The 14,621-nt window shown below is 39.7% G+C and carries 7 protein-coding genes; 1 reads left to right on the top strand and 6 read right to left on the bottom strand.

The window, feature by feature from the left end; translation table 11 throughout:
- Positions 1 to 2 precede the first annotated feature (2 nt).
- Positions 3 to 1,442: a glucuronate isomerase gene (gene uxaC, locus BM291_RS11860; protein WP_092897648.1), complete on the bottom strand. Its 1,440-nt coding sequence runs from the start codon at positions 1,440 to 1,442 to the stop codon at positions 3 to 5.
- Positions 1,443 to 1,610: 168 nt separating this feature from the next.
- Between uxaC and BM291_RS11865 the strand changes: the two genes are divergently transcribed.
- Positions 1,611 to 2,633, top strand: coding sequence for a LacI family DNA-binding transcriptional regulator (locus BM291_RS11865; protein WP_092897650.1), 1,023 nt, complete (start codon positions 1,611 to 1,613; stop codon positions 2,631 to 2,633).
- Between the two features lie 286 nt (positions 2,634 to 2,919).
- Here the strand turns inward: BM291_RS11865 and BM291_RS11870 are convergent, their stop codons facing one another.
- The 5 genes from BM291_RS11870 to BM291_RS11890 all read right to left on the bottom strand — a co-directional run bounded on the left by BM291_RS11870 (position 2,920) and on the right by BM291_RS11890 (position 14,615).
- Positions 2,920 to 4,755, bottom strand: coding sequence for a RagB/SusD family nutrient uptake outer membrane protein (locus BM291_RS11870; protein ID WP_092897652.1), 1,836 nt, complete (start codon positions 4,753 to 4,755; stop codon positions 2,920 to 2,922).
- Positions 4,756 to 4,772: 17 nt separating this feature from the next.
- On the bottom strand, positions 4,773 to 7,844 hold the full coding sequence (locus BM291_RS11875; protein ID WP_092897654.1) for a SusC/RagA family TonB-linked outer membrane protein: 3,072 nt from the start codon (positions 7,842 to 7,844) through the stop codon (positions 4,773 to 4,775).
- 374 nt (positions 7,845 to 8,218) lie between these two features.
- On the bottom strand, positions 8,219 to 9,889 hold the full coding sequence (locus BM291_RS11880; protein ID WP_092897656.1) for a RagB/SusD family nutrient uptake outer membrane protein: 1,671 nt from the start codon (positions 9,887 to 9,889) through the stop codon (positions 8,219 to 8,221).
- 6 nt (positions 9,890 to 9,895) lie between these two features.
- On the bottom strand, positions 9,896 to 12,913 hold the full coding sequence (locus BM291_RS11885) for a SusC/RagA family TonB-linked outer membrane protein (RefSeq protein ID WP_092897658.1): 3,018 nt from the start codon (positions 12,911 to 12,913) through the stop codon (positions 9,896 to 9,898).
- A 352-nt stretch (positions 12,914 to 13,265) separates the two neighbouring features.
- Positions 13,266 to 14,615 (bottom strand): Gfo/Idh/MocA family protein, encoded by a 1,350-nt coding sequence (locus BM291_RS11890; RefSeq protein ID WP_092897660.1) that lies wholly within the window; start codon positions 14,613 to 14,615, stop codon positions 13,266 to 13,268.
- Positions 14,616 to 14,621: the final 6 nt, after the last annotated feature.

Here is a 14,621-nt window from a genome sequence, read left to right on the forward strand (position 1 = left end):
AATTAAACTTTTATGTTTTTTGGACTAAAGTCGAAATATTGTTTTGCGTTGTTGTAGCAGATATCAGAGATGATACCACCTAGCCATTTCTCATCCCATGGAAGTTCTCCGTTAGCCACGTCCTGTCCAAACAGGTTACAAAGAATTCGTCTGAAGTATTCGTGACGAGGGAATGAAAGGAAGCTACGTGAATCTGTAAGCATGCCTATGAAGCAACTCACCAAGCCCATGTTAGAAAGTGCATTGAGCTGTTTTTCCATTCCATCTTTTTGATCTAGGTACCACCAGCCGGATCCGAATTGTATTTTTCCTTTGATCGAGCCGTCATTGAAGTTGCCTATCATGGTGGCGAAAATCTCATTGTCGCCAGGATTGTTATTGTAGATGGCCGTTTTAGCAAGCTGGTCATCCAAATTTAATTCATTGAAAAAGGCTCCCATGGCTTTTGCCTGAGAAAAGTCTCCAATAGAATCAAATCCTGTATCAGGGCCCAAAATGCGGAGTGAACGCTCATTTGTATTTCGTAGGGCTCCCAGGTGAAATTGCTGCACCCAGCCTTTGGCGTGATATATTTTGCAAAGTGCTAGGAGAGTAGTGTATTTGAAGAAATTAACTTCCTGTGTGGAGAGTACTTTTCCTGTCTTTACTTGATTGAAAATGGAGTCAATAGAATAGTCATTTTCGTTAAAGAAGTACAATTGCTCCAAGCCGTGATCAGATAGTCTACATCCTCTTTCATGGAAGTAATCTATACGGTTGCTGAGGGCTTCTACTAATTTCTCGAAGGAGTTGATTTCTATGCCAGTGGTTCCACCAAGCTGATTGAGATAATTTATATAGAACGTAGGGTTCTCTACTCCATATGCTTTATCAGGTCTGAAAGCAGGATACATACCCAACTCACTATCTTTTTTGTGAAAGGCAACATGCTGATCCAATGAATCGATAGGGTCATCAGTAGAGCATACCACTTCCACCTTCATTTGCTTCAAAAGACCCAGAGTGGAGAAGGAGTCTTGTTTTAGAAGTGAATTGCAATGCTGATAAGCTTCCGAAGCATTAGCTTCAGATAGCAATTCGTCGAATCCAAAATATCTTTTTAGCTCTAAATGTGTCCAATGATAAAGTGGGTTTCTGAGTGTGAAAGGCACTGTTTTAGCCCAGCTAGTGAATTTCTCAGCGTCAGATGCATCTCCAGTGATAAATTTCTCATTTATCCCAAAGGTTCGCATAGCTCTCCACTTGTAATGATCGCCCGCTAACCAAACTTTTGAAATATTCTCAAAGCTTTTATTTGCATTTATTTCAGCAGGAGGCAGGTGATTGTGATAATCTATTATTGGTAAGTCCTTGGCGTATTGATGATATAGAGTTTTTGCATATTCGTTCTGCAAAAGAAAATCATCGGATAAAAAGGATGCTTTTGTACTGGAATAAGGCATAGGTTGGATGGGCTAAAATGATAAATCTTCTATTCAATCTTAAAAATACCTCGAAACAACTGGTTTTTTGGAAGAAAATGCGGAAACGATTTCGAATTTTTATAAGTGGGATAACTCTTATTCAGGCAATGGTTTGTACTTTCATGACACAAATAAAACACAAACACTATGGCCGGAGGTATAAGTCTAAAGGAATTGGCCGCAGAATTAAAGCTTGCGCCGTCTACTGTTTCAAGAGCACTGAATGACAGTTACGAAATCAGTGATGCTACTAAAAAGAAGGTCATCAGCATGGCCGAAAAGCTAAACTATCACGCAAACCCTTTTGCAAGGAGTTTGAGAGAGAATAAGAGCAAAACCATCGCTGTCATCATCCCTGAGCGGATTAATAGTTTTTTTGCCCAGGTCATGGATGGTATAGAGGATATAGCCCAAGAGCAAGGATATCATCTATTGGTTTACAACACGCACGAGGACGTAGAAAAGGAAAAGAAGATCGTGAATTTGTTATTGAATGGTAGAGCTGATGCAATTGTAATGTCAGTTTCCAGTCAAACAAGTGATATTTCGCATCTGAAAAAATTGCACGATCGAGGATTGCCTATCATTTTCTTTGATAGAATCTGTAATGATATCCCTACAACTAAGTTCATCACGAATGATTATGAAATAGCTTTTGATGCTACCAAACATCTAATACAGCAGGGCTGCAAAAAGATCGCGTTCCTTATGCTGAGCAAAGACTTATCAATTACCAAGGAAAGACAACGTGGATACTTGGATGCACTGAAAGATGAAGGCATGGAAATGAATCCAGCTTTTGATTTTTATTGCAGTCATGTAGAAGAGACCAATGTGCAGTTGATCCATGAAATGCTCACTTCACCAAGCAAGCCAGATGGGATTTTGGCTTCAGTAGAGAAGCTTGGGTTTGCTACCTATCATGCTATTAAGAATACTAAAATTAGAATCCCGGAAGATCTGAAGTTGATTAGTTTTTCGAATGCTTCCATTGCAGGGATTTTAAGTCCGTCAATGACTACGATTACCCAGCCAGCGCTGACTATTGGTCACGAATGTGCCAAATTGTTAATCAAAAAATTGAACAAGCCAAAGCATTACGATTTGGTTGATCAGGTGGTTACTATCCCTTCTGTTATTACTGTGAGAGAATCAACTTTTTCAGAATAGGAAAGAAGTACACAACCCTTTTAAACAAAAAAAATGCGCTTTTCAGCGCATTTTTTTTGTTTCTATCTCTAAAAGGCCTGAATTATTTGGCAAAGAGGGGAGAAGATAGGTGGGGTTAAATTATTCATTTTCAGCTAGTTTTTTTTCTATTGATTAGTAGAAAGTACTTTCAGAAGAGCAAAGGCACAAAAAAGAGGTCAGTTTATAAAACTGACCTCAATTTGTTGTTTTTCCTTGACTGAGTAACGACTAAGAATCACCACAGAGTACAAGGTGTGAACCTTATTTATTCTCCCGCATCTATAGTTGTAAGCGGTGGGATATTGTTTTCAGAACCGTAGTAACCTTCATTTTGATTTAGGTGACCTTTGGTATTTGAATTAATGGCTCCTTGAGGAATAGGCCATAATACGTGATAAGGACTCATAGTATAGGTGTCACCATGTCTGGTAAATACACCTTTGTTATAGTAATCTGTCTTTTCCATAATTCTATCGTAGTAGAAATTATTCTGAGAGAAGTCAGCTTCGTTATAGCTTTTGCCATTGTAGGCAGTTTTACCTGTCATTGCGAAGATTCTTGCCATTCTAGTCAGCTCAGTTTTTCTTGGCTCCTCATAGTATAGCTCTCTCGCTCTTTCGTCCAAGATAGTACCGATGTTGATTTGAGACGCATCGTAAGATCCTGCACCAGCTCTGTTTCTTACAGCATTGATGTCTGCAGCAGCTCCAGCAAGGTCACCCATCCAGAATTTAGCTTCAGCTCTTAGCAAGTAAGATTCAGCCAATCTGAAAATGTACCAATCAGTTTCTCCACCTTGAGGCTGAGTACGCTTTGGATCTGGAACATACAATTTGTAGTGTGGCCATGAGAACCAGCTTCTGATTGTATCTACTACTAAAACTACTCCATCATCATTCCTGAATTCAAGATTTTTACCATAGTACGTGTCTTTTCCGTTGATGCTTGGATTATTATATACCAAGTCAGTCATGTTCATCCAATTACCTGGAGCATGTCTCAAGTCATTTTCATCATCCCATATCATACTTTGGTGATACCATGTACCTCTAAGTCTGCCGATTCCGCGACCAATTTCAGTTACCTGATCAATAGCTATGTCTGATTTGTCCGAAGTACCTTTGTTTCCAGCCGGAGTATTGATGTTTGATCCCCAGAAAGGGACCGCATTTCTCATTGTGATAATACCTCCTGAGCTTCCATCAGTATCGATTCTATCCATTACCAGTAGAATTGATTCTGTGTTAGAAATAGGAGACTTGTTTTCAGGTCTGTGAAGATCCCATACCACATTTTTAGTAGGGTCGCCTTTATCTACTCCGAATCTTTGTGTCATTAGAGCATAAGGACCTGCATCAATCAATCTATTGGCTACATCAAGTGCATCCTGAAATTCGCCAAGAGCAAGATTGACTTTGATTAATAGATGTTGAAGTGCTCCCTTAGGAACTCTACCTCTATCCATTTGAACAGGGATCCACTCTTCTCCCCACTCAAGATCTTCTTTCATTTTTTTAAGAATGACTGTTCGATCTGTTGAATAAAAATCTAGCTTAGGGGTTGTAATTTCATCCAGAATTAATGGGATATCACCGAATTGCTGAGTTAGTCTATAATAACGTAATGACCTGTGGAAGTAGGCTGTAGCAAGAAGATGGTTCCTCTCTGCTTCAGATTCATAATTCTGAGGTTCATCAATTCTTGAAACAACCGTATTTGCGTATTTTATTCCTTTGTAACCTTCGTACCAATACCATCCTATTCTGTTGGTGTTAGTAGAGTTTAAGTTTGCATCAGGAGTAATGAGCAAATTCATATCCTGTGCAGGACCAGACTTATCTGTAGTACCTTCTATAGCTACTTCAGAGAAAATATGCTCTGTAAGGATAGGAGATCCATCACCAGTATATTCATGGCGCATGTTTCTTTCACAGGCCACTAGTGCTGCCCATAATCCACTTGCGTCGTTGTAGGTGTTTTCAGGAGAGTAGAAAGATAGAGGCTTTGGCTCTAGCCAATCTTCATTACATCCGGAAGTGACTGCTATAATTAATCCTGTTAAAAGGATTTTTATCGAGTTTGTTTTACTTCTTATATTCATTTTGATATTTTTTTAGCTTACAGAGTGACATCAATTCCAAGGGTGAAATATCTTGGGATAGGCCCGGAATTTTCTGGATCCCAGAAGTCCCACTCTGGAGCAAAGAATCCTACATTTCTGATGTTTCCGTATACTCGTAGATTTGTGATTTTAGCTTTCTCTATTATTTGCTTAGGGAAATTGTAACCCATAGAGATATTTTCTAGACGTATAAAAGATTTCTTACGGTAGATGCTATAACCACCTGCACTACCCTCACTAGAGTTAAGTCTTGCCCACTCATTGTTCGGATTTTCTTCTGTCCAGTAAGGAGTTACATAAGAGCTAGTTCTATCCAAGAAGCCATCTCTGTTTTTCATTTGATTAAATGAACCTTCATGTCCCCAATACGAGTACATCATGAAAGAAACATCTAGGTTTTTGAAGAGTGTAAACTCATTTCTCAAACTCCAACGGAAGCGTGGCTCTGTATAACCTTGGAATTGTCTATCTGCGTTTGTGAATTTACCATCACCATCTACATCAACGACTTTAAAATCACCTGGCTTTACACCATATTCTGCAGCAGCTTCTGCTTCATCTGATTGCCAAATTCCATCTGTTTTGTAATTCCAGATCTGATCGATAGCATGACCGATGAACCATCCATTACTTGGATCGTCTAGCTCTACGCCATTTTCGTCCAAATCACCATATAAGCTAACTATCTCATTTCTGTTTAATTGAAAATTAGCCGTGGTTCTCCATGTCAAATTCTTTGTTTCAAAATTGGTTGAATTCAAAGTAAGCTCGAAACCCTTGTTGTCAACTTGTCCTAAGTTGTCCCATACATAGTTGAACCCAAGGAAATCAGGTAAACTTCTTTGTACAAGCAAATCTGTAGTAGCCATTTTGTACATCTCAATAGTACCTGTTAATCTGGTTTTGAGTATAGAGAAATCAATACCTAAGTTGAAAGATTCTGTTCTTTCCCACTGAAGATTACTGTTCTGCATTCTGTTTACATAAAGCTGATTGACTAGGTAAAGCTCACCACTTGGTCTTTGGTAAAAGTATTTTCCTGTATTCAAATCAGAAAGTGCTACGTATCTACCGATATCTCTGTTACCATTACTTCCCCATGAGAATCTCATTTTACCGAAGTCTAACCAATCAATATTGACAAAGTTTTCATCAGAGAAAACCCATCCAACTGCAGCAGAATAGAATAATGCTCTAGGATTGCTCTGACCAAATGCGGAGTAACCATCTCTTCTTAGTGAAACAGTGGTAGAATATTTACCATCGTAAGAATAGATCAAACGACCCATTAGTGCATCACCTGTGCTGTATTCGTCATTACTAGAGATAATTGGGTTGATACCACCACCAATGTTGTGATAACCCAAACGATCATGAGGCTCAAAACCGTTGTTCGTCATGGTATTATCCCATGATTGGAATTTCTCTGCATTCACCAAGAAAGTGGCATTGAAATCATGCTTTTCAGCAAAAGTTTTCTGCCAAGTCAAGATATTATCAATTTGCCAGTAGTATTCTTTGCGTTGTCTTCTTGATGCTATTCCTCCTGATGCACCCCACACTTCGTGCTCAGCAGATTGATGATTGAAGTATTCGTAGTACTCAAATCTCGGAGTGAAATTGGTTCTGAAATTGAAACCAAAAGGAAGCTTAATAGCAGCAAAAAGAGTAGAGTTGATATTTACGTCTCTATCAGTTCTGTCTATGTATGTTCTGTCATAGAAAGGATGTGTTCCTCCACTCTGCTCATCATTTGGTCTCCATTTGTAAGTGCCATCTTCGTTATACTCAGAACCCCATGGAGATAATGTTCTATATAGTCCAGAACTTACAGGGACTTTACTTTGGTCTTGTGTTGCGAACTGAACATTCATACCTACAGTAAGCCATTTGTTGACTTTGCCTTCAAGGTTGATTCTGGTACGGATAGTCTCATACTCATCACCGATGATGATACCTTCATTGTTTAGGTAACCTACAGACCAATAATAATTGATGTTATCAGTTCTTCCGGAAAGACTTACAGTATAATCTTGTCTGAATCCAGTCTGAAAGATCTTATCTCTCCAGTCAACAGAATTTCCAGCTAGGTAGTTTTTGATTTCTTCAGGCTGCATGTTTAGTCTTTGAAGCCAAACAGTAACAGGATCTCCTGATGATCCATCATATGCCATCCAATCTTCTAGAGACACATCACTTGGTAGTTTTCTCGGGTCAGAGAATTCATAAGGATCGTAACCACCAGCATTGATACTTTTAAAGACATCTTCTCTCCAGCTAATAAATTCGTCTGGACCATAAACGTCAGGATAAGTAGCCATTGTAGCTAGACCTGCATTTGCATTGAATTTAATAATTGATTTACCTACGGTTCCTTTTTTAGTAGTAATAAGTATTACTCCGTTGGCAGCCTTTGCTCCAAATACTGCTGCAGCACTGGCATCTTTCAATACTTCTAAGTTTTCGATATCATTCGGATTGATATCTGCTAGCTCACCATAGTAAATTGCTCCATCTAACACTAATAAAGGAGAGTTTCCTGCATTAAGAGAAGTCTGACCCCTTACTTGAAGTGATCCACCACCTTTTGCAGAAGTACTGATTCCTACATTAAGACCAGCAGCGTTACCTCTTAGGATATCCTGAACTGAGTTTGGATTCTCATTTTCCAGTTTGCTTGGATTCACAGAAGAAACGGCACCAGTGATATCACGCTTTTTAGCAGTACCATATCCGATCACGACTACTTCTTCAAGGTCGGAAGCATTAGGATTCATTGTTAGGTCAATTACAGATTGATTGCCTACTTCTATTTCTAGAGGATCGTATCCGATAAAAGAGAAAACTAGCGTGCTAGTTCTAGGCGCTGAGATGGAGTATTTTCCATCTAGATCTGTAGTTGTCCCTGTAGTAGTTCCTTTTAACAGGATTGTTACCCCAGGGAGAGGCATGTCTGTTTCATCGAGAACAGTTCCTGTAATTTGTACTTCCTGTGCATACGCCACTGTGACGCTTATGCATAGCAGGAATACAATAAACCAGAGGTTTTTGTAAAATTTGTACCGCATAAGTTGGGGGTTATTTGTTAATGAATAAGTTGACTTAGGTGTCAATTAGTCTTAATTAAGAATAATTAACATTCCAATATATAAGTAAATAGACCTTCTGGCCTAATTCATCTAGTAATAATCCGCGCAATCGATTTCGGGGCTTGTAGTGCGGTTTTTTAGTTTTATCCGCTAATAAAAATAGATTTGTATTGTTCCTTTTGTATAGTAGTCACGTGTATTTATGGACTAGAAAAGTATAGGTAATAGTACTTTTAGATGTTATATATCTGTTTCTAATTTATCGTTTAGTAGGAGTGTACAGAATAAAAAAGAGCTGCTTCGAATTTCGAAGCAGCTCTTGAAGTATTATATTTTGTATATCCGTAAATAACTTAATATCCTGGATTTTGAGGGAAGGCACTTGCGTTTCCTTCAGCACGGTCAATTTGGTTTTGAGGAATTGGTCTCAAAACATGGAATGCCTGAATGTTTGGAGCTCCTTGTGGATTGTAAGCTTTCACTCGCTCTACAAGTATTCCCCATCTTTTAAGATCCAACCATCTAGTTTGCTCACCAATAAGTTCTCTAGCTCTTTCTTCTGTAATGAAGTCGAAAGTCAGTTGAGATTCAGAGATTTCCATAGCAGCTTGTTTTCCTGGGAAAGCGGCTCTTCTTCTCACTGTATTAATGTTCTTCGTAGCTAAGTCAATTTTACCTTGTCTAAACTGCGCCTCAGCAAGTAGGAGATAGGTGTCTGCAAGACGCATAGCAATGTAATCTCTACCACCTTCAAACTGTGTACGATCTGCACGTCCTGGATCCATTTGCTTTTTTAGGGCAGGGAATAACCTCTCAGTGTATAGTTCTGGAGTCAACACTTGATAAGGATACTTGGCTCTTTCTGCCGAAGACATATTGTATCCTGGAAGCCAAATAGTAGTGTCTCCAGCTGCAAATGTTACTGAAGCTTTAGATTTATCGAATGTTGTATTGTACGTACCTGGCTTATTGGACAAGAAATTGTCACGGTATGTTTTCTTATACCTAGAGTCATTTACTCTCTCACCAAAAATTGTGTTCAAAGTATAGTCAGTGGACTTGAAACGTTTGAATGGTCGACCATTCTCAGTGTCTCTTTGCATTCCCGGCTGTACGTCATATTCCATCAAGAAGAAAACGTGTGAATTGTTACCGCCTCCATTTGTCAATGGATCATAGGTGTACTGAGTAGACCAGATCACCTCATCGTTGATTTCATTTCCGAAAGCATGCACATTCGCAAAATCATCAAGAAGTTTGAATCCGTAATTAGAGATGACACTCTGCAATAGCGTTTCAGCTTTAGAATAATCTGAAGCTTCTCCAGCTTCGGAAGTAGCTTTAGTAAGGTATACTCTACCCAATAAGTGCTCTGCAGCTGGGCGAGTAGCTCTACCATAATCTGACGATTTTGCTTTGGCTTCTAGGTTTGGAATAGCTTCTTGCAGATCCTTAATTATAGCAGCATAAATTGTTGCTACAGAGGAACGCGTAACTTCCTTAGTAGGAGCTGTGGTCTCACTAAGCTGTAAGTCCAATGCTCCAAAAAGCTGTACCATAATGAAATAATGGTGAGCTCGGATGAACTTAGCTTCTGAAACGCGTTGCGCTATCAGGTCTTGAGAGATCCCTGTAAGATTCACAGATCTGTCAATAACTGCATTACAGGTATTTATACCAGCATAGAAACCATCCCATAACTCACGTACATGACCATTTTGAGAATCAAACTGATTGGTATAGGTATTCATGAATTTCCATGAACCATCCGCGCCATTGGTAAAGATGTCCGTACCGAAAGATGTGAAGTTATTTCCACGCTCTGTTCCATACCATAAACGCATGCTGCTGTAAGCTGCGTTTATGCCGTCATTCATGCCTTTAGGCGTGTTCAAGTAATCATTGCCTATGCGGGCAACAACATCCTCTTCCAGAAATCCATCGCAGGAAACTGCCGCTGAAAGTCCAAGGATTAGGGCAGTAGACTTTGCCCAATATTTTATATTTATAGCTAATTTTTTCATTGTTGATTAGAATTTAGCATTTATACCAAATGTGAAAGAAGTGATAGCAGGGGATACGTTCGCATTTACTGCGCCCGCGCCTATGCCTTGCTCACCATCCAAATAAACTTCTGGATCAATACCTTTATGCTCAGAACGGTAGTTTGCAAAAATGAACGGCTGCTGAATACTTGTGTAAATTCTCAAGTTTGTCATTCCGATTTTCTTCGCAGCTTCTGGGCTGAAATTGTATCCAAAGTTGATGTTTCTCACCTTGATGAAAGATCCATCAAAGTACTCCATAGAGCTAGCATATTTTGCGCTTTCCTGGTTTACGTTTGGTCTAGGATATGCATTGGTAGGATTGTCTGGAGTCCAATAATCAATATCCAAGTTGTTATAACGTCCAGCTAAGGAGTTGTTACTTGTGTGGAACTGAGATCTAAGCATGTAACCAAATCTTCCGTATAAGAAGAAGGATAAATCAAATCCTTTGTAGCTGAATCTGTTAGTGAAACCTAGAGCAAAATTAGGAACAGCTGATCCCAAGAATTGTCTGTCTTCAGAGTTGATTACTCCATCACCATTAAAATCTTCTATTTTGATCTCACCTGGCTTACTTCCAAAAGCTTTTGCCTCATCGATCTCAGATGTTTGCCAGATACCGATTTTCTTCAAATCATAGAAAATTGTCAAAGGCTGACCAATAAATCTACCTGCTGAAATATCATCACCATTTGGAAGAGAGATAATTTCCTCTGTGTTTTTAGTGAAGACGATGTCTGAGCTCCAGACGAAGCCACCTTTCTCAACGTTTAAAGTTGAAAGGGTAAGTTCAATACCTCTATTTTGAGTTTCGCCGATGTTAGTTGTGTATCCACCGAAACCAATAGAGTTTGGCAATGGCTGAGGTGCCAATAGATCACTTGTATTAGTGACGTAATACTCTAAGGAACCGAAAATTCTGCTTTTCCAAATAGCGAAATCAAGACCTAAGTTGAAGGTAGTGGATGTTTCCCACTTCAAATCAGGGTTACCGATTGTTCCTGGTCCGTATCCAAATGCAGCACTATTATCATAAGCGTAGCTAGTTCTACCTAGAAGTGCTTGAGTCTGATAAGGGTTGATCGCCTGATTACCAATAGAGCCATAAGAAGCTCTTAGCTTCAATTGATCTATCACAGAAGAGTTAGACATGAAGCTTTCAGAATGGATATTCCATCCAAGAGCAACAGAAGGGAAATAAGCGAATCGGTTGTTTGCACCAAATCTAGAACTACCATCAGCTCTCAAGGTAGCCGTTACTAGATACTTGTTTTTGTAGTCATAGTTCACTCTTCCCATGAAGGACATTAATGACCATTCCACCAAGTTAGTGTTAGCTCCTGTGATTTGTGAAGCATCTCCCAATCTGTGATAGAACTGGGATTCAGCTGGAATTCCTAGAACAGAGATAGAAGACTGCTCGTACTTATCTCGCTGAATGGACTGAAGTGCAGTTACATTCAGGTTGTGAACTTCATTAAATGTTTTAGAGTAATTCAGGATATTCTCAAGCGTGTAGTTGAACGTGAATTCATCGTTGACACTACCTGTAGCGGCACCACCACGTCTAGAGTTAGTCTGAGATCCAGTGAATCTACCGTTTCTGCTGATCGTGATATCTGGACCAAACACTAATCTATAACTAAGGCCTGGAAGAATGTCCCACTGAGCAAAAATACTGTTAAAAATTCTATAGTTTTTAGTTAGATCTTCTTGCGCTCCGTCTACTATTTCAGCAAATGGATTGGTTCTCAAACCGTCAGAAGTAGGAAGGAATATTATATTTCCGTCTTCATCATATGGTTTTCCAAGTGGATTCTCTGCTAATGCACCTCCAAGTGGATTGAAGTTTTCTCCATTTCGCTCACTGTAAGACACCAAAGTGGATGTGCCGAATTTGATGTTCTTAGTGATCTTATGATCAATGTTTGCTCTGAAAGTATAACGAGTGTAATCCTGATTGATAATTACACCTTCGTCTTTAAAGTAGTTAGAAGACACGAAGAAGGTTGTCTTGTCAGATCCTCCACTTACTCCTAACTGATAACTCTGAATAGATCCGGTTCTCATAAGGCCACCTGGATAATCAGTAGTTCTACCTTGAGCAATACCGTCTAATTCTATAGGCTCGAAAATAGTAGCATCTGCTTCTGGTGTAGCTGGACCAGCAGGATAGCCTTCACCAGCTCTACGAGATTCTCTTTTATACTCAGCAAACTCAGGCCCGTTGAATACATCAATTCTTCCCAGTTCTTTATTGATACCGTAATAAGCATCTAGAGAGACAATAGTTTTACCCACAGTACCTCTTTTGGTGGTGATCAAAACAACACCATTTGATCCTCTTGATCCGTAAATAGCTGTTGCCGAAGCATCTTTCAATACTTCCATAGAAGTAATATCCTGCGGGTTGATATCATCAATACCGCCTGCTAGTGGAATTCCATCCACTACGTATAGTGGCTCATTTGATGCGTTGAAAGATCTTCTACCTCTGATTCTTACCTGTGGTGAAGAACCTGGCTTAGATCCTGGCTGCGTCACATCGACACCAGCAGCACGACCTTGAAGTGCTTGTCTAGCATCCTTAATAGGTAATTCTTGAATTTCCTTTGCACCTACAGAAGAGATCGCTCCAGTAAGCTGACTCTTTTTCGCAGTTCCGTAACCTACAACTACTACTTCATCTAGATCAGATAGATCAGGAGAGAGGTTCACATCAAGGACGGTTTGGTTACCTACGATTTTTTCAATTGGATTGTATCCAATGAAAGAGAAAATTAGGGTTCCATTAGCCGGAACTGCAATGGAATACTTTCCATCCAAATCGGAAGTGGTTCCTTTTGTAGTCCCTTTGACTAGGATAGTTGCTCCAGGTAAGGCCATTCCTGATTCGTCATAGACCGTTCCTCTTACTTGAGCTTCCTGCGCCCAGCTGTACGAGACAGATAGCAACAGAAAGAGCACTACCCTCAGGTGAGTGTAAAATTTTGCTTGCATGGTAAAATGGGTTTGTTGTTAATAATAAGACTTATCAAAGCGTATTAAAGCCTGTTTTTTCTAAAAGAGACATATTGCCACGCTATGATGAAGTCAAGTTAACTTGTTTAAAGCCTATTTTCAAGAGGATAAGCGGTGGACTTACGCAATCGATTGCGTTCTTTTTTGCATTGTACTTTAACTTATCAGTTCCTAAAAAAATGTTTAGTGTGATAATATGTCTGATAAGCCGTATTACTGAGTGTTTTTGATGCTATTGCTTTTGTCCTTTCTGTCTAATATAAAAATAAAAAAAAACACCTGATCAGTTTATAGATCAGGTGTTTTTGAAATGAAGTCTATTATGATAAAGTTAAACTTTAGGTGGCTCCCAACCTTTTTCATAAGATCTGGTCCATAGGGCTGAAGCTGCTTTTGATCCTTGGATATGTCCGTTCTTCGGATCACATTTCAGTGTTTCTCCAGTTCTATAGCTGATGTTAGCCAAATGACAAAGTAGTGTACTAACAGCTCCTTCTTCAATATTAGAGTTTTGCTTTTCCAATCCTCGAACTGCATTGAAGAAGTTAACGATGTGAGTTGTACTCATATCGCCTCCACCACCAAGTGCCGTTCCGGCTTCATTACTTGATGACATGCTGTTTTTTACTTCTTTACCAGATCTGTCAAATTGCTTATAACCACCTCGATCTACATAAACAGATCCTTCTGTTCCGTAAATAATAGTTCCTCTGTCAGAACCATAAGTTTTGTAGCTGTTTCTACTCTTGCCATCCCATTGGATTACGGAACCGTTTCCGAACTTGAAAGTAGCATCCATGGTGTCATACATCGTCCAGCCATCTTCGGCAAAGTGTCTTTTGTCTGCGGTGACCTGTACTTCACTTGGATAGTCTACCTGAAGGGCCCAACGAGCTACATCTAGTTCGTGAGTAGCGTTGTTGCCAGTCTCGGCTGTGCCATATTCCCATCCGTACCAATGCCAGTTGTAATCCCAGGTGTCATGCGTATATGCTTTCCTCGGAGCTGGTCCTTGCCACATTTCCCAATCTAATCCAGTTGGTGCAGGGGCGGCCACTGGATTGGGAACAGCACCACGGTTATTACTGTAAAAAGCTTTAGCCATAAATGCCTTGCCTATTGCACCATTATGTATGGCAGAAATAATTTCACGGCTTTCAGGAGCAGAACGCTGCTGATTACCCATTTGAACTACTTTATTATATTTCTTCTGAAGTGCAATCAGTAATTCTCCTTCATGAGGATTGTGGGAGCAAGGCTTCTCTACATAAACGTTTTTGCCTCTCTCAAGAGAAAGCCAGGTTCCTGGTGCATGCCAGTGATCTGGCGTAGCGATGATCATGCAATCCACCTCTTTGTCATCCATCACTTTCATGACGTTTTGCTCCAATTTGGGTGCATAATCAATGTGCTTCGCAAAATTCTTTGCCGCCTTTGGCATTTGAGATTCCATGGCGTCACAGAGATACATAAGATTGACATTGCTGGATTTTAATCCGATTGGCTCATAATAGGCACCTAACCTTCTTCCTAATCCTGCAATTGCTACGTTCAATCGTTCATTTGCGCCTATAATACTACCATAAGATTTTGCCGAAAAAGCAGCAGAACCCAGTGCAGAGAAGCCTACAGTAGCAGCCGCAGATTTTTTGATAAAGTCTCTTCTGTTGTTCTTTTTCATGGTTTT

It is taken from the genome of Algoriphagus aquimarinus (genome assembly GCF_900112005.1).
In the GTDB taxonomy this organism is placed as follows: Bacteria; Bacteroidota; Bacteroidia; order Cytophagales; family Cyclobacteriaceae; genus Algoriphagus; species Algoriphagus aquimarinus.

Coding starts and splice junctions, on each gene's coding strand:
- BM291_RS11875 (WP_092897654.1), bottom strand. CDS start 7,844: ATGCGGTACAAATTTTACAAAAACCTCTGGTTTATTGTATTCCTGCTA.
- BM291_RS11870 (WP_092897652.1), bottom strand. CDS start 4,755: ATGAATATAAGAAGTAAAACAAACTCGATAAAAATCCTTTTAACAGGA.
- BM291_RS11865 (WP_092897650.1), top strand. CDS start 1,611: ATGGCCGGAGGTATAAGTCTAAAGGAATTGGCCGCAGAATTAAAGCTT.
- BM291_RS11890 (WP_092897660.1), bottom strand. CDS start 14,615: ATGAAAAAGAACAACAGAAGAGACTTTATCAAAAAATCTGCGGCTGCT.
- BM291_RS11880 (WP_092897656.1), bottom strand. CDS start 9,889: ATGAAAAAATTAGCTATAAATATAAAATATTGGGCAAAGTCTACTGCC.
- BM291_RS11885 (WP_092897658.1), bottom strand. CDS start 12,913: ATGCAAGCAAAATTTTACACTCACCTGAGGGTAGTGCTCTTTCTGTTG.
- uxaC (WP_092897648.1), bottom strand. CDS start 1,442: ATGCCTTATTCCAGTACAAAAGCATCCTTTTTATCCGATGATTTTCTT.